Origin of the sequence: Flavobacterium sp. YO64 (assembly GCF_004119505.1) — a bacterium.
Taxonomy (GTDB): domain Bacteria; phylum Bacteroidota; class Bacteroidia; order Flavobacteriales; family Flavobacteriaceae; genus Flavobacterium; species Flavobacterium oncorhynchi.
In genome coordinates this window covers 39648-55540 of sequence record NZ_NRQV01000021.1, presented here as the reverse complement: position 1 = coordinate 55540, position 15893 = coordinate 39648, and the positions used below count along the sequence as shown (strand labels likewise).

Annotated in this window: 15 protein-coding genes; 7 read left to right on the top strand and 8 right to left on the bottom strand. The window is 31.4% G+C overall.

From position 1 onward, the window contains the following. Positions 1–29 precede the first annotated feature (29 nt). Positions 30–2252: an FUSC family membrane protein gene (locus BOW57_RS14995; protein WP_129055396.1), complete on the top strand. Its 2223-nt coding sequence runs from the start codon at positions 30–32 to the stop codon at positions 2250–2252. Between the two features lie 38 nt (positions 2253–2290). On the opposite strand, the gene BOW57_RS14990 is transcribed toward BOW57_RS14995, so the two are convergent. The 3 genes from BOW57_RS14990 to BOW57_RS14980 all read right to left on the bottom strand — a co-directional run bounded on the left by BOW57_RS14990 (position 2291) and on the right by BOW57_RS14980 (position 5146). After that, on the bottom strand, positions 2291–3787 hold the full coding sequence (locus BOW57_RS14990; RefSeq protein WP_129055394.1) for a malate:quinone oxidoreductase: 1497 nt from the start codon (positions 3785–3787) through the stop codon (positions 2291–2293). 125 nt (positions 3788–3912) lie between these two features. Continuing rightward, on the bottom strand, positions 3913–4329 hold the full coding sequence (gene ruvX, locus BOW57_RS14985; protein ID WP_129055392.1) for a Holliday junction resolvase RuvX: 417 nt from the start codon (positions 4327–4329) through the stop codon (positions 3913–3915). A gap of 178 nt (positions 4330–4507) precedes the next feature. Beyond that, positions 4508–5146 (bottom strand): PAS domain-containing protein, encoded by a 639-nt coding sequence (locus BOW57_RS14980; RefSeq protein WP_089052449.1) that lies wholly within the window; start codon positions 5144–5146, stop codon positions 4508–4510. Positions 5147–5433: 287 nt separating this feature from the next. On the opposite strand from BOW57_RS14980, the gene BOW57_RS14975 reads away from it, so the two are divergent. Further along, the gene (locus tag BOW57_RS14975) at positions 5434–6249 is read left to right on the top strand and encodes a 2,3,4,5-tetrahydropyridine-2,6-dicarboxylate N-succinyltransferase (protein ID WP_125719511.1); all 816 of its coding nucleotides are present in this window, start codon (positions 5434–5436) and stop codon (positions 6247–6249) included. Between the two features lie 61 nt (positions 6250–6310). Here the strand turns inward: BOW57_RS14975 and BOW57_RS14970 are convergent, their stop codons facing one another. The 3 genes from BOW57_RS14970 to BOW57_RS14960 all read right to left on the bottom strand — a co-directional run bounded on the left by BOW57_RS14970 (position 6311) and on the right by BOW57_RS14960 (position 8808). Next, positions 6311–7069, bottom strand: coding sequence for a glycosyltransferase family 2 protein (locus tag BOW57_RS14970; protein WP_129055390.1), 759 nt, complete (start codon positions 7067–7069; stop codon positions 6311–6313). 5 nt (positions 7070–7074) lie between these two features. Continuing rightward, positions 7075–7788: a polysaccharide deacetylase family protein gene (locus BOW57_RS14965; protein WP_129055388.1), complete on the bottom strand. Its 714-nt coding sequence runs from the start codon at positions 7786–7788 to the stop codon at positions 7075–7077. Positions 7789–8061: 273 nt separating this feature from the next. Next, complete coding sequence (locus tag BOW57_RS14960; protein WP_129055386.1) at positions 8062–8808, bottom strand: glycosyltransferase family 2 protein; 747 nt, start codon at positions 8806–8808, stop codon at positions 8062–8064. Between the two features lie 126 nt (positions 8809–8934). Between BOW57_RS14960 and BOW57_RS14955 the strand changes: the two genes are divergently transcribed. Next, a complete protein-coding gene (locus BOW57_RS14955) occupies positions 8935–9999 on the top strand; it encodes a glycosyltransferase family 9 protein (RefSeq protein WP_129055384.1) in 1065 nt (354 codons plus the stop codon). A 19-nt stretch (positions 10000–10018) separates the two neighbouring features. Continuing rightward, complete coding sequence (locus tag BOW57_RS14950) at positions 10019–10792, top strand: glycosyltransferase family 2 protein (protein WP_129055382.1); 774 nt, start codon at positions 10019–10021, stop codon at positions 10790–10792. Here BOW57_RS14950 and BOW57_RS14945 read toward each other — a convergent pair. Then, positions 10773–11537 (bottom strand): lipopolysaccharide kinase InaA family protein, encoded by a 765-nt coding sequence (locus BOW57_RS14945; protein WP_129055380.1) that lies wholly within the window; start codon positions 11535–11537, stop codon positions 10773–10775. The two genes, BOW57_RS14950 and BOW57_RS14945, sit on opposite strands and share 20 nt — an antisense overlap. 59 nt (positions 11538–11596) lie before the next feature. On the opposite strand from BOW57_RS14945, the gene BOW57_RS14940 reads away from it, so the two are divergent. The 3 genes from BOW57_RS14940 (at position 11597) to BOW57_RS14930 (ending at position 14605) form a co-directional block, all read left to right on the top strand. Then, a complete protein-coding gene (locus BOW57_RS14940) occupies positions 11597–12559 on the top strand; it encodes a hypothetical protein (RefSeq protein ID WP_129055377.1) in 963 nt (320 codons plus the stop codon). Positions 12560–12792: 233 nt separating this feature from the next. Next, complete coding sequence (locus BOW57_RS14935; RefSeq protein WP_129055375.1) at positions 12793–13944, top strand: acyltransferase; 1152 nt, start codon at positions 12793–12795, stop codon at positions 13942–13944. Between the two features lie 100 nt (positions 13945–14044). Next, complete coding sequence (locus BOW57_RS14930; protein ID WP_129055373.1) at positions 14045–14605, top strand: L-threonylcarbamoyladenylate synthase; 561 nt, start codon at positions 14045–14047, stop codon at positions 14603–14605. Between the two features lie 114 nt (positions 14606–14719). On the opposite strand, the gene BOW57_RS14925 is transcribed toward BOW57_RS14930, so the two are convergent. Beyond that, positions 14720–15844, bottom strand: coding sequence for a cysteine desulfurase family protein (locus BOW57_RS14925; RefSeq protein ID WP_129055371.1), 1125 nt, complete (start codon positions 15842–15844; stop codon positions 14720–14722). Positions 15845–15893: the final 49 nt, after the last annotated feature.

The following is a 15893-nucleotide window of genomic DNA, read 5'->3' as shown; positions in this document are numbered from 1 at the left end:
TTCTTACCTTTGCTAGTAAACCTCACTTTATGCTTGAACGTATCTCGAAATTCACAAATAGTACTTCTTTTTTAAATGCGTCAAAAGTAACCATCGCCTCAGTTGTACCCGTTTTAATTTTAAATTTTTTAGGACATTTCGAAATAGGTTTTACAATCGCATTAGGTGCATTTTATACCTATCCCAGTGATATTCCGAGCTCTTTAAGTCATAAAATAAAAGGTCTTATTGTTGCTTCCTTTATTGTTTCGGGTGTTAATTTATTAGTAAATCTTGCCTATCCGCATCCTTATTTATTTTATCCTTTTTTAGGATTTTTATTGTTTATATGCTCCATGATTTCAGTATATGGTCAGAGAGCAACATTGGTTTCGTTTTCTGCTTTATTATCGATTTCATTATCCTTTGGTCATTTACATGAAGGATGGGAAGCTTTTCAATATTCAGGTTTTATTTTTGTTGGAGGAATTTTATACTTAATTGTTTCATTAGTTTTTCACTTTGTACAACCTTATAAATATATCGAACTGCAAATTGCAGAAGGCATAAAGCTAACGTCTAAATACTTAAAACTTAGAGGTGATTTATGGAATCCCGAAGCAAATCGTGAAAAAATAATCGAAAAACAGCTGGCGATACAAGTTGATCTTAATTTGATTCATGAGGATTTAAGAAAAATGCTGATTGGAAATCAAAATGCGTCAGGAACAACAAGCCAAAATAGAAAAATGCTGCTGGTTTTTATAACCTTAGTAGAAATTCAAGAACTTGCTTTGTATACTTCTTTTGACCACAATAAGATTCATGAAAAGTTCAACAAACACCCTGAAGTTTTACGCACTTATCAAAATGTAGCGTATAAGCTGGCATCAACTTTAAAGAAACTTTCTAAAAACGTGCAACATATTGCTGTTTATGTTGACAAAAATGATTTAAAAAATGAACTTGATGCTCTTGAATTTGCGATTTTTGATTATGAAAAGAGTTTAGGCAAAGAAGAAGCTGCCGAAGGCGTATTAATGCTTACTAATATGCTGAAATATGCCAAAAATCAAGTTGGGAAAATTAAAACTATTCAACGTGCGTTATCGCTGGCAATGCAGTCTTATAAATTAAAAGATAAAGACAAAGAATTAGAAAAATTCTTAACGCCGCAATATTATCCGCTGCGAACTTTAATTGAAAACTTAAGTTATTCATCGTCAATATTCAGACACTCGATTCGCTTGACGGTAACTATTTTGTGTGGTTTTATCCTTGGTCAATTATTACATCTTCAAAATAATTACTGGATTCTGCTAACTATAGTTGTAATTATGCGCCCAGGATATGGTTTAACTAAAGAACGATCTTATAATAGAATTTTTGGAACTATTTTAGGAGGGCTTTTGGCATTTGGAATCGTATCGCTTATTCAAAATCATGTTGTTTTGAGTATTTTCTCGATTATTTGTATGCTTCTCGGAATTTCGTTTACTCAAATTAACTACAAAATAAGCGCGACGTTTGTAACGATGTACGTTGTTTTTATTTACGGAATTTTGACGCCAAATGTTGTTGAAGTAATTCAATTTAGAATACTCGATTCGCTTGCTGGTGCTACTTTGGCTTTTATCGCCAATCAATTTTTATGGCCGGCTTGGGAATTTTTAAATACACCTATTCATATTGAGAATTCGATTAGAGCAAACAGAAATTATCTAAAAGAAATTGCTGATTTCTATAATAAAAAAGGTGAAGTTCCGACTTCTTATAAATTAGCGAGAAAGAATGCATTTGTTGAGACTGGTAATTTAATGACTTCTTTTCAAAGGATGATGCAAGAGCCGAAATCTAAACAAAAAACAATGCCTTTGGTAAACAAACTAGTGGTTTTAAATCATTCTTTTTTATCGGCTTTAGCGTCTTTATCGACGTACATACAGTCACATCAAACAACCTCGGCTTCAGAATCTTTCAATTACATTATAAAAACTATTCTTTCAAACTTAGAACATTCCATTTCAATTTTAAGAAATGAAGCTGTTATTACGGATACTTTTTTTGACAAAGAAGATGTCACACTGCAGTTTGAAGAGCTTAAACGTAGAAATTTTTCTCGCCTTGCTGCTGATGATGAACTAGACAAGGAAACACGTCAAGCAAAAATGCAGGAAGCCCAGATGGTTATTGAGCAATTAATTTGGATGAGCAATCTTGCAGAAAAAATATTAAAAATTACAAAAGAACTAAAAACAACAAATCCAGATTAATTCATCTGGATTTGTTGTTTTTTATATAAAAATTGACTCTAATTATTCAATTTCAAAACTTCGGCAGTTTCTTTTCTAAGCTCTGCTAAAAGCTCTGGTTTGTCATTAAGCGTTTTTCCATAAGAAGGAATAATTTCTTTCATTTTTGCTTCCCATTCTGGTGTTTTAATTTGATTTGTAAAACATCTTCCAATTAAATCAATCATAATGGCAACTGCAGTAGATGCTCCAGGAGAAGCTCCTAATAAAACAGCTAAACTTCCGTCGTGCGTACTGATAACTTCGGTACCAAATTCTAGGACTCCCCCTCCATCTTCACCTTTTTTAATAACCTGAACACGTTGTCCTGCTTTTTCTAATTTCCAATCTTTAGAACGAGCGCTTGGCAAATATTCACGAAGTGCTTTCATTCTGTCTTTTGGAGATTGACGAACTTGCTCAATTAGATATTTTGTTAAAGGAATATTATGATATCCTGCAGAAAGCATAGGAATTAAGTTGTTTGCTTTTATCGATAATGGAAGATCTAAATACGAACCATTTTTCAAGAATCGTGTTGAGAATCCTGCAAAAGGACCAAACAACAATGCTTTTTCACCATCGATTACACGTGTATCAATATGTGGAACTGACATTGGCGGTGCTCCCACGCTTGCTTTTCCATAAACTTTAGCCTGATGTTTTGCAATAACATCTGGATTTGTACATTTCAACCATTGTCCGCTTACTGGAAATCCTCCGTAACCTGCTCCTTCAGGAACATTTGCTTTTTCCAATAAAGGCAATGAACCTCCACCAGCTCCAATAAATACAAATTTAGTATATGCTTTTCGCTTTTGACCTGTTGATAAATCTGTGATTTTAATTCTCCAAGATTTATCCTCACGTTGTTTTAATTTTTTAACCTCGTGATTGAAGTATAAATTAACGCCGTCTAATTTTTCAAGATAATTAAACATGCTTCTTGTCAGCGCACCAAAATTAACATCGGTACCAATTTCCATGTGAGTAGCTGCTAATTTTTCATCAGCCGCTCTGCCTTCCATTACTAATGGCATCCATTCTTTTAACTGATTAAAATCAGTACTGAATGTCATTTCAGAAAAAATAGGATTACTTTGAAGTGCTTTAAATCTCTTTTTAAGGTATTCTACATTTTTATCTCCCCAAACAAAACTCATATGAGGAACACTTTTTATAAAATTTTCTGGAGAAGGTACTTTGTTTTGTTGTACCAAATAAGACCAAAACTGGCGGGAAATTTCAAAAGATTCAGCAATACTAATTGCTTTTTTTGGATCAATACTTCCGTCAGCCTTTTCTGGGGTATAATTTAATTCACAAAAGGCAGAGTGTCCGGTTCCTGCATTGTTCCAAGCATCGGAACTTTCGGCAGCAGCCACATCTAATCTTTCATAAATTTCAATTTTAATATCTGGTTGCAGCTCTTTTAAAATTAATCCAAGAGTTGCACTCATAATTCCAGCTCCAATAAGCACTACTTCACTATTGGAACGTATTGTATTGTCAGGCATAACAGTAATTTGTTTTTAAAGTGCAAAGGTACCTTTTTCAATCGCAAAAAAAAACTAATTTTTACATGATAAAAGTTAGAAAATTATAAATTTTTCCAAAAATGTGAAATTAATCAGAAATAAACCTAAAAACGCTTTGAAGAAAGATAATCCTGAAGCATAATTGTTGCCGAAATCTCATCAATTAAACCTTTATTCAGTCTTTGCTTTTTACTCAATCCACTGTCGATCATGGTCTGGAATGCCATTTTTGAAGTAAATCGTTCGTCAACACGAATTACTTTCATTTCGGGAAAAATATTTGAAAAATGAGTCACAAAACCTTTAATTACCGATGCACTTTGAGATGGCTCGCCATTCATTTGTTTTGGCTCGCCTATTAAAACTGCTTCTACTTTTTCTTTAGCGAAATAATCTTTTAGAAAATCAATTAAAGTATGAGTTGGAATGGTAGTTAATCCTGATGCAATAATCTGCATTTCGTCAGTAACAGCAATTCCTGTACGTTTTTGTCCGTAATCTAATGAGAGGATTCTAGGCATATTATCTAAATTTTGTAAACGACAATTAAAAAAGAAACTTTTGAAGAAAATGCAAATATAACCTTTTACAAGCCTTTTAACTTTAACCTTCCTATCAAAATTATTTACCAATAAAAAATCCGTTCTGAAAAACTCAGAACGGACCTCACCAAAAATATTTAAAACTAAAAAAATATATCTATCTATTAAACAGTCTTCTAAAAAAGCCTCTTTCTTCCTCTTCCTCCTCGTCTTCTTTTTCTTTCTCTTCGTAATTCGCAAACTTAGATTGTGTTTTTTCGTGCTCGTATATCAACTCTTTTATATACTCTACATAAGTTCTCTTTTTTTCCTCTAGAAATCCAATTAAATATTTCTCACTGTATTCAACACCGCTTGCAGCTTCTATTTGCAGCAGTTTTTTGTACAATGGTTCAATATGCAGTGAAATAACTTCTTGCGGAACGGCTTGTCTTCTTCCAAAATAGTTCATAATGACTCCGTTTTCATCTTTTGCAATCTCAAAATCGGTAATAACCCAGTAATAACGTCCAGATCTCGCTAAATTCTTTACAATTGCATGAAAGTTTTTTCCAGCTTTAAGATTTTCCCATAAAACTTTAAAAATGACCTTTGGCATATCTGGGTGACGAATGATATTATGCGGCTGTCCCATTAATTCGTAATCTTCATAACCAGAAACATCAACAAAAACTTCATTGGCATATTCGATAATACCAAACGCATTTGTTTTACTCATAATTACTTGTGTCTTGTCCCACGTAACCTCTTTATCTATAACTGGAATTCGATTTTGAAGTTGATTTTCTTGATTCATCATTTTTCTGCTTATATTATTTGTTTTGGATTGTACGCTTAATTTCCTTACAAAATTGCTCTGGAATTATGTCGCGAAATTAGACAGAAGAAAAAAAGCAAAATCTGATTTTTGTCATATTTTGATATTAAAAAAACTTTTAGCGGCTCATAATTTCAATTTTTATCTTATTGCTTTTTTATTATTTATCAAAATACAAACAAAAAGTTAAATATATAACATCTTCAAAAGGCTTTCTCTTTTTTGCATTTACTCAAATACCTTATCTTTGCCAAAAATTAAACACTATGAATTCTTTACAGACTATAATTGAACAAGCTTGGGAAAACAGAGCTTTATTACAAGAAACTACAACAACTGATGCTATTAGAGAAGTTATCGAATTAGTTGACGCTGGAAAATTACGTGTTGCTGAACCAGTTGGCGATAAATGGCAGGTAAACGAATGGGTAAAAAAAGCTGTTGTAATGTATTTCCCAATTCAAAAAATGGAAACATGGGAGTCTGGTATTTTTGAATACCACGACAAAATGTTACTAAAGAGAAATTATGCTGAAAAAGGAATTCGTGTAGTACCAAATGCTGTTGCACGTTATGGAGCTTACATTTCGAGCGGTGTAATCTTAATGCCAAGTTATGTAAATATTGGTGCTTATGTAGATGAAGGAACTATGGTAGATACTTGGGCAACTGTTGGAAGCTGTGCTCAAATTGGTAAAAACGTTCACTTAAGCGGTGGAGTTGGTATTGGCGGTGTTCTTGAACCATTGCAAGCTGCTCCGGTTATTATTGAAGACGGTGCTTTTATTGGTTCTCGTTGTATTGTTGTAGAAGGAGTTCACGTAGGTAAAGAAGCTGTTCTTGGTGCTAATGTGTGTTTAACTGCTTCAACAAAAATTATCGACGTTACTGGTGATGAGCCTGTTGAAATGAAAGGTTTTGTTCCTGCTCGTTCAGTAGTAATTCCTGGAAGTTATACTAAAAAGTTTGCTGCCGGAGAATTTCAAGTTCCATGTGCTTTAATCATTGGTACTCGTAAACCTTCTACAGATTTAAAAACTTCACTAAACAATGCACTTCGTGAATACGATGTTGCTGTTTAATTTATAGTTTTACAAATAAGAAAAAGGAATGAGTTTTTAAAATTCATTCCTTTTTTTATACTTATTTCTGTTTCTTATTTGCTTCCTGAAGCTTTAAAAGCTTAGCATATTTCATATAGGAAAAAAAGCTCTGAATCATTGCGAATGTAAGACCATCCAATCCATTCAAAAAACCTTTTTTAAAAAAGTAGCATCTTATAAAAGCTACCAAACCGTTTAATATTGGTTTAAAACTATTAACCTTTTTATTCTGTTCAAAAAGCTGCTGCGCGTGCCAAGTCGAATATAAATTTTTCTTCCTGATAAGCTGATCAAAATCCTCCCATGCATAATGGTGAACATGAACTTTCAAATGGATTTTATTGTTTCCTGAAACCTTTTGATGAACACTGTCTTTTGATGGAGATGCCGTTTTTTTATTAAAAAAACGCGACGTTTTATCAGGATACCAGCCAGAAAAATTTATTAACTTATTTCCCAAATAGTTATAAAGACTAAAGGCATAAACATCAAAATGTTGATCTTCATATTTTCTAGATAATATAAATTTCTCAGCATCTTCTGCCAAAATTTCATCAGCATCTAGATTTAAAATCCAGTCGTTTTTACAATAAGGCAGTCCATGAATTCTTTGAGGGCCATCGCCTAAAAAAGCTTGCGAGATAACTTTAGCCCCTTTTTCTTCTGCAATTTTAACCGTATTATCAACACTTAATGAATCTATAACAATTACTTCATCACAAATTCTGAACAAAGCATCAATACATTTACCTATATACTTTTCTTCATTATAGGTAATTACTAACCCACTAATTTCCATATTCTCTAAAAAATCTTAAGCTTTCCTATTTTCAGTTTTAATCTAAATTTTAATAAACTATCTTCTCCTTTTATATCTATTCTTTTTACTAAATAGTTGTTTTTAAAAGGAAATTTATTCACCCTGTTTCCTATTCGTAAACCATATTTGATACCATTATCGCGCATTATTTTTTCAAAAACAGCAAATTGCGCGTCTTTCTTAGCATAATTTCCAAAAGGATATGCTAAAACAGGCTTTATATCTAATTGGTTTTCTAGTATAAAATTATTCGATTTAATAAAATCAGCTTCCAGTTCCTCTTTAGATAATGAACTGTATTTTTTATGTTCAAAAGAATGATACCCCAACTCAATAAGATTACGGTCTAATCCTCTTAATTGTTCGGCACTCATTATCTTTTCTTTTCCTTCTATCCAATAATCAAAATTTCCAACGTAAGTAAAAGGTATAAAAAAAGAAGCTTTTAATTGGTATTTTTCGAGTAAAGGCACAGCATATAAGAGCTGACATTCGGTAACATCATCAAAAGTAATAATAATGCTTTTTGAAGGTAATTCCTTTAAATTGTCTAAATCCTTAAAATGAAATGTTGTGTAATTATTATCGCAAAGAAATTTAAACTGTGCCTCTAACTTTGACACAGAAATAGATAAATTCAAAGATTTTGCTTCATCTTCAACAACATTATGATACATTAAAATGGGCAGCTTTGACATTTACTTTTGCAATTTTTTTGCAAATCTAACATTAATAGTATTATTATTCACAAAAAAAATATTTCTTAACCTAAAAATAAGAATCCAGCTAGTAAAAAAACATATAATTTGTTAATAATCGAAGTTGATTTACAGAAGATTCCGTATGTTTATAATAACTGTAAACCTTATTTTTATAAACAAAAAAAGCAGACATTGAGATTGTCTGCAATAAATTATAGTTAAAAATATTTATGGAGCATCTTTAATAATTTCAATCTTGATGCTCCATAATTATTGCTTTTTTTGAAGTTTTAAAAGCTTTGCATATTTTATATAAGAGAAAAAGCTTTGAATCATTGCAATTGTAAGTCCGTCGATACCATTAAAAACACCTTTTTTAAAGAAATAACAGCGAATAAATGCAACGGCGCCATTAAGTACTGGTTTAAAAGCATTTACTCTTTTTCCTTGATCGAATAATTGCTGCGCATGCCAGCCAGAATATTGATTCTTTTTAGCAATTATTTGATCTAAAGAATCCCAGCCGTAATGCAAAATATGAACCGCAACTTTTTTCTCATTTTGAGTAATTATTTTTTGATGCACTTTTGAATCAGAAGGATGCGCTGTTTGTTTATTGAAAAAACGAACTTTATGATCTGGATACCATCCCGAAAAATTGATCAATTTATCGCCTAAGAAATTTTTTACTCGAAAACTAAATGCATCATAATTTCCTTCAAGATATTTTTTATTCAGAATAAACTCTTCAGCGTCTTTATCTAAAAATTCATCCGCATCAAGATTTAAAATCCAATCATTTTTGCAGTATGGCAAACCATGAGTACGTTGTGGTCCGTCGCCCAAAAAAGCTTGTTCAATAACAATTGCTCCTTTTTCTTTGGCAATTTCTACTGTACGATCTTTACTAAAAGAATCTACAATAATTACTTCATTACAAACTTTTAACAAAGCATCAATGCATTTTCCTATATTTTTCTCTTCATTAAAAGTAATAACTAAGCCGCTTATTTCCATTCTAAAATTCGATTTGTTTAAATGCAAAGATAACTTTTAGATTAGTTTTATCCTATTCTTAACTATGAGCTTGCACACATCATAAAATAGTTTGTAATTTAGCCTCAAATTGAATTAAAGAAATAAATGAAAATATTAGTCATTCAGCAAAAAAGAATTGGAGACGTATTAACGAGTACAATAATTTGTAATAATCTAAAAACAAAATATCCAGACTCCACTATAGATTATATGTGCTACCCGAATTCTGTTGATGTTCTAAAAGAAAATCCAAATATTGACAATGTTATTGTATTAACAAATAAGGTTAGAAAGTCAATTCCTTCCTTATTTAAATTTATTTTTCAAATTCGCAGAAAAAAATACAATGCTGTAATTGATGTTTACAGCAAATTAGAAACAAATTTAATTACGCTGTTCTCTGGAGCAAAATATAAAGTTTCTTATCATAAATGGTATTCGAGCATTTTTTACAATCACAGTTATGAGCGATTTGATGCAGTAAAATCGGAACACGGTCTTGCAATCGAAAACCGATTATTACTTTTAAAGCCTTTTATTTCTGAAAAAATCACAGACGTAAAGCCTAAAATCTTTTTAAAAGAATCTGAAATTAATGATGCCAAAAATCTTTTAAAAAGTCATAACATTGACACCAGCAAACCCTTAATCATGTTTGGAATTCTAGGAAGCGAGGTTTACAAAACTTATCCGCTTGAGGGAATGGCAAAAATTATTGATTTTACAGTAGCCAAAACCAATGCTTCTATCATCTTTAATTATGTTCCAGATCAAAAAGATCTTGCTCAGGAAGTCTATAATTATTGCAGTGAGGAAACAAAAAAACACATTGCTTTTGATTTATATTGTACTGAATTACGTTCTTTTTTAGCACTTCTATCACAATGCGAAATGCTTATAGGAAATGAAGGCGGCGCGGTAAACATGGCAAAAGCACTTGAAATTCCAACGTTTTCTATATTTACACCTTCTGTTAGAAAAGAAACTTGGCAAATATTTGAGAATGAAGCCAAAAATGCTTCTATTCATTTAAAAGATTTAAAACCTGAAATTTACGAGCAGCACACAGAACAATACATAAAAGAGCATACTTTTGAGTATTATGCTGAATATCCTTTGCCTTTAATGCTTGAAAAATTAGAAACTTATTTTCAAGAGTACAAAAACTGAGAATACTCAGGATATCATTATGCAAATTAATAACGAGCAAAAATTATCGGTTCTAATAATTACACTCAACGAGGAACGATATATAAAATCTCTGCTTGAAGATATTGATTTTGCTGATGAAATTATCGTAGTTGACTCATATAGTACTGATAAAACAGTTGCTATAGTCAAATCTTTTCAGAATGTAAAATTGATTCAGAATCATTTTACAAACTATACTGCTCAACGTAATTTTGCTTTAGATCAAGCTAGAAATTCTTGGGTTTTATTTATTGATGCCGATGAACGATTGACTTCAGAATTAAAAACTGAAATTATCTCGACAATAAACAGCAATAATACTGCAAGTGCTTATTTGATATATCGAACTTTTATGTTCAAGAATAAGCCGTTAAACTTTAGCGGCTGGCAGACCGATAAGATTTTTAGACTTTTTAAAAAATCAGATTGCAGATACAATGCCGAAAGAATGGTTCATGAAAAGTTAATCGTAAATGGTCAAACTTCGATTTTAAAGAACAAAATCATTCACTTTTCTTATACTTCGTATCAAGATTACAAGTCGAAAATGTATAATTACGGAATTTTGAAGGCGAATGAAAAACTAAAAAAAGGGCAAAAATCATCTTATATTTTAATGATTCTTCACCCTTTATATACTTTTCTATACCAATTTTTAATTCGTCTTGGTTTTCTCGACGGCATCAATGGTATTACTATTTGCTACCTAAATGCTTATAGCGTTTTTGTTCGTTACAAAAAACTGCAAGAACTTACTTCTTCCAAAATTTAAGTTTCTTCTTTAAGCGTTTTTTCCTGTAAAACTTCTCCTGAAAATCAGAAGTATATTTCCACAACAACTCAAAAATTCTTTCTTCAGATTCCGAATATAATTTAGCATATTCGTTACTCATTACCGCAACCATTTCTTCAAGAGGAGTTAAACGGCATAAATTTTTCATGCGCATTTCAAAACTCATTGTCTTATGAAATTCCATTCTATTTAAATCCACTAAAAAGAAATCATAATTCCCCTCAGCATTCTTTTTAATCAAAGTATTTCCTGGCGAATGATCTAAAAACTCAATTCCTTTTTCATGAAGATCAAAACTAAATCTGGTAAATTGTCTTAGAATATTCTCGCGATCAGGAAAATCTGGAATTTCAACCAGCTCTCTATAAGTCAGATCACATTGAAGCTGTTCGCTGATATAAAAACTTTTCTCTAAACCTATAATCGAAGAAAACTCGGCGTAAGCGATTGGTTTTGGTGTTCCTACGCCTAATTCTAATAATTCATTTGCAAACTCATAAGAACGTTTTGCTTTTGATTTTCGGAAATATTTATAGGCGATTTTATTAATAAGATGTGGAACCTTAAACGATTTGATATTTATTTTTTGATTGTTAAAATCAAAAAGTTTTATCTGATTACGCTGACCAATAACGAAGTCTTCTCCTTTGGTGTCAAAAAACTGAATAAACTCGACAATCTCATTTTCGAATTTTTCATACCCTCGATTTAATCTTAAGATCATAAAAAATGTTTCAGCAAATTTAGTTAGTTTTACCATCTAATAAAAAAAAAATATCGATAATGCGTATTACACTAATAAGTCTTGACAATTGGGGACTCAATAAACATATTGCTTCAACGCTAGAAAAACAAGGACATATAGTTAAGCATATCGATTTTAACACCTTCAAATACAAATATCCAACTGTATTACACAAGGCTTACAATTTTATTTTAAAGGCTTTAAACAAACCAAACCTAAAACACCAGCATTTTGGTAAAGAAATTTTAAACCGTTTAGAGGAAAACAAAGAAATTCAAGATGTTATTTTAACTATAAAAGGTGATTTTATAGATCCTAAAAGTATTCTTGAATTTAAAAAATATACTAAAAAATCTATTGGCTTCTTTAACGACAATATTTATCGCTGTCCAAAAATTAAACGAGTTCTCCATTGTTTTGATGACGTTTTTTCGTTCGAAAAAGATGACTGTGCGAAATTTAATCTAAAATTTGCTCCAAATTGGATTTACAATAACAACGTTTCTTTAAGCAGCAACGCCGATTTTGAATATGATGTTTTCAATATTAGCTCAATCGATAAAAGACTGCCAATTTTAATTCGAATCGCTGATGAGCTAAAATCTAAAACAATAAAATTTAAATTTATTGTTTACGATAAAAAACGAAAACCTGTTGATAATACCATTACTTATATCAACAAACATATGCCATTATCTGAAGTAAACGACTATATCAGCCGCTCAAAAGTACTTTTGGACATTAACAGAATTGGTCAAATTGGGTTAACTTTTAGAGTTTTTGAAAGTTTAGGTTTAGATAAAAAATTAATTACTACGAACTCTGACATCAAAAATTACGATTTTTATAATCCTAATAACATCCTTATTATTGATGAAAAGAATCCTGTAATTTCTGCTGATTTTTTTAAAAACGAATACGAAAAAATCCCAGATTCTATCTTACACCAATATACTATCGAAGGATGGTGCGAAAATGTAATTTTTAAAAATCTCAAGTAAATCTTTCATATTTTAAAGCCTTTCATTATTAAAAACTGAACGTATTTGACGATCTCATACCGTGTTGTTCATTTATTTTATGCTTTTATTAACCAATTTATACCTCTTAAATACACAAAAAAACACGCTGTAATTCGTTCAATTTTAATTAATCATTCTGTATGTTTGCATCAGAATAAAAATACCACCTAGCCATTGTCAAACTTTGGTGTTATTCAACATGCAAAAACAAAATGAATTTTACCTTTTCTCTGATTATAATTGCCGCCTTAATTGCTTTAGTATTATCTGTTGTAGCAATTAATCGATTAGTAAAAATAAAGTTAACTGATGTTAGTTATCCCGAAATTGATGGATTGCGAGGTTATTTAGCCTTTTTTGTTTTCTTGCACCATAGTTATATATGGCAGGTATATTTAAAAACTGAAAATTGGGAAGATCCAGAATCAAATTTATTCAATCAATTTGGAGAAACTACTGTTGTTTTCTTTTTTATAATTACTGCTTTTTTATTTACAACCAAATTACTCAATAATAAAACGGGAGAAATTGATTGGTCAAACTATCTTAAATCAAGATTTTTCAGGCTTTTTCCAATGTATTTTTTCTCTGTAATTATCATTTTTATTCTGACTGCCTGCTTGACTAATTTTACTATTAGAGTTCCGTTTTTAGAAAACTTAAAAAGCATTCTTTCTTGGATATTTTTTAACATCAGCAAGCAAAATTCAAACCTAAATGGTTTAGAAGATACATTTATTCTAAATGCCGGAATTACTTGGACATTGCCTTACGAATGGATTTTTTACTTTTTATTGCCTCTTATTGCATTGTTCTTTAAAATAAAAATCAACTACAAAGCGTTAATCGGTTTTACCATTACCGCCGTAATAATTATGGTTATAAACAAATCGTCATTAAGACATTTTATGCCTTTTATTGGCGGAATTTGTGTTGCATTATTAATAAACACAAAAAAGTTTAGTACGATTTTAAAACAGAAAAAGTACACCTTATTAGCACTGTTATTATTAGCCGTTTCAGTCTATTTTTTCAACAGTGGCAGAAAACCTTATCCACTGATAGCAGCGTCTATTGTATTTTTGATTATCGCATCTGGAAACAATTTTTTCGGAGTTTTATCGAGTGCTTTTTCGCGTAAATTTGGTCAAATTACCTACAGTCTATATTTACTTCATGGTATTTTACTGTTTGTTATATTTCATTACATTGTTGGTTTTGAAAAAGCAAAAACATTGACTGACGTTGAATTTTGGTCGATTATTACGGTATCTGTTTTCCCTTTAATACTAATTTGTCAGCTGACTTTTAAATACATCGAACTGCCTTTAATGTCTTTAGCAAAAAGAAAAAACAAAGCATAATCTACCGAATAATACAGCAAACCAAGTAAACAAAATCGTAATTTATTATTTTTTTTTATTGCTACCTTTGCAATCTCAATAGCCAATTACATTTTACAAAATGAACGAAGAAATACTTAAAGCATACGAAGTAATCAAAGAAGGCGGCATTATACTTTACCCAACTGATACTGTTTGGGGAATTGGCTGCGATGCTACAAATCCTGAAGCTGTTGCTAAAATATACAAGCTGAAACAACGTGCCGAAACGCAAAGCATGATTGTTTTAATGAATGGCGAAAAAATGATGTACAATGTTTTTAAAAACATTCCAGAGGTAGCTTGGCAAATTTTAGATTTATCTGAAAAGCCAACAACTTTAATTTTAGATGAACCTAGAAATGTTGCTGCCAATATCATTGCCGCAGATAATTCGCTTGGGGTAAGATTAGTAAAAGAGCCTTTTTGTTTTAAATTATTAGAGCGAATGAAAAAACCATTGGTTTCAACATCAGCAAATATTTCAGGGCAGCCTACTCCAATTGCTTTTAAAGATATCAACCCTGAAATCATCAATGGAGTTGATTATGTGGTTAATTTATATCACGATAAAGTTGCAGGAAAACCTTCGACAATTATAAAGCTGACAAACGATTCACAGGTAAAAGTGATTAGAAAATAAAAGGCTTCGACTTCGCTCAGTCGGACAGATCTTTTATGTCATCCTGAGCGAAGTCGAAGGACTTTTCACATTAAAGAGACCTTTGAACCTTTGCTACTCTGCCCCTTTGTACCTCTAAACAACTTTCAAGGACTCAATCAGCCAATCAATATCTTCTTTTGTATTGTAATGACTGAATGAAATTCTAAGATTTGGCAGTTGTAAATCATCTTCTGAAAGCATTTCTTTTAAAACATGCGACGGTTTTATACTTCCAGATTGGCAGGCGCTTCCTCTAGAAACAGCAATTCCTTTCATATCTAAACTAAACAAAAGCATCGACGTTTTATCTGAAGAAAACGGAAGTGTAATATTGATGATATTATAAAAATCATCTTTTCTCCCATTAATTTTAAAACCAGAAAAATGAGTTTCTAACTGCTCAATAAGATATTTCTTAAGCTCAGAAATATATTCGCGTTCCTCAGTTAAATTCTCATAAGAAACAGACAAGGCTTTTGCCATTCCAGCAATTTGATGTACCGCTTCGGTACCTGCGCGAAGTCCTTTTTCTTGCTCGCCTCCAAAAAACAAAGGCTGCAATCCAGAATTTTTTCGAACAAAAGCAAAACCAATGCCTTTAGGCCCGTGAAATTTGTGCGCACTGGCTAAAATAAAATCAACCGGAGTTTTTTGCAGATCGATTTCGGTTTTCCCAATTGATTGAACCGTATCTGAATGAAATAAGGCGTTATATTGCTTACAAATAACCCCAACTCTATCTAAGTCTAAAATAGTGCCTGTTTCGTTGTTTACATGCATTAAACTAACGATTGTTTTTTTCTCGTCGCTTAACAAATTAGACAAATGCGTCAAATCAAGACTTCCATCAGCATTTATCTTCACATAATCAACCTGAACACCATATTCTTCCTCCAATGCCATAACAGCGTGTAAAACGGCATGATGTTCTATTTTTGAAGTAATAATTCGTTCTATCTTAAGATCTTCTACTGCCGATCTCAAAATCCAGTTATCAGCCTCAGTTCCTCCCGAAGTAAAAATGATTTCTTGAGCTGAACAATTTAAGTGTTTAGCAATACTTTTTCTAGAAAGTTCTAAAACTGTTTTAGCATTTCGCCCAAAACTATGTGTCGATGATGGATTACCAAAATCTTCAGTCATAACTTTAGTCATTTCCTGAATAACTTCAGGACGCATCGCAGTTGTTGAGGCGTTATCGAGGTATACTTTTTTCATTGCTGCAAAGTTATGAAATATCAATTGTCTAATCTTAAATATCATTTGC

Coding starts and splice junctions, on each gene's coding strand:
- BOW57_RS14965 (WP_129055388.1), bottom strand. CDS start 7,788: ATGTCAAAGCTGCCCATTTTAATGTATCATAATGTTGTTGAAGATGAA.
- ruvX (WP_129055392.1), bottom strand. CDS start 4,329: ATGCCTAGAATCCTCTCATTAGATTACGGACAAAAACGTACAGGAATT.
- BOW57_RS14945 (WP_129055380.1), bottom strand. CDS start 11,537: ATGATCTTAAGATTAAATCGAGGGTATGAAAAATTCGAAAATGAGATT.
- BOW57_RS14955 (WP_129055384.1), top strand. CDS start 8,935: ATGAAAATATTAGTCATTCAGCAAAAAAGAATTGGAGACGTATTAACG.
- BOW57_RS14925 (WP_129055371.1), bottom strand. CDS start 15,844: ATGAAAAAAGTATACCTCGATAACGCCTCAACAACTGCGATGCGTCCT.
- BOW57_RS14970 (WP_129055390.1), bottom strand. CDS start 7,069: ATGGAAATTAGTGGGTTAGTAATTACCTATAATGAAGAAAAGTATATA.
- BOW57_RS14990 (WP_129055394.1), bottom strand. CDS start 3,787: ATGCCTGACAATACAATACGTTCCAATAGTGAAGTAGTGCTTATTGGA.
- BOW57_RS14975 (WP_125719511.1), top strand. CDS start 5,434: ATGAATTCTTTACAGACTATAATTGAACAAGCTTGGGAAAACAGAGCT.
- BOW57_RS14930 (WP_129055373.1), top strand. CDS start 14,045: ATGAACGAAGAAATACTTAAAGCATACGAAGTAATCAAAGAAGGCGGC.
- BOW57_RS14960 (WP_129055386.1), bottom strand. CDS start 8,808: ATGGAAATAAGCGGCTTAGTTATTACTTTTAATGAAGAGAAAAATATA.
- BOW57_RS14950 (WP_129055382.1), top strand. CDS start 10,019: ATGCAAATTAATAACGAGCAAAAATTATCGGTTCTAATAATTACACTC.
- BOW57_RS14995 (WP_129055396.1), top strand. CDS start 30: ATGCTTGAACGTATCTCGAAATTCACAAATAGTACTTCTTTTTTAAAT.
- BOW57_RS14980 (WP_089052449.1), bottom strand. CDS start 5,146: ATGAATCAAGAAAATCAACTTCAAAATCGAATTCCAGTTATAGATAAA.
- BOW57_RS14935 (WP_129055375.1), top strand. CDS start 12,793: ATGAATTTTACCTTTTCTCTGATTATAATTGCCGCCTTAATTGCTTTA.
- BOW57_RS14940 (WP_129055377.1), top strand. CDS start 11,597: ATGCGTATTACACTAATAAGTCTTGACAATTGGGGACTCAATAAACAT.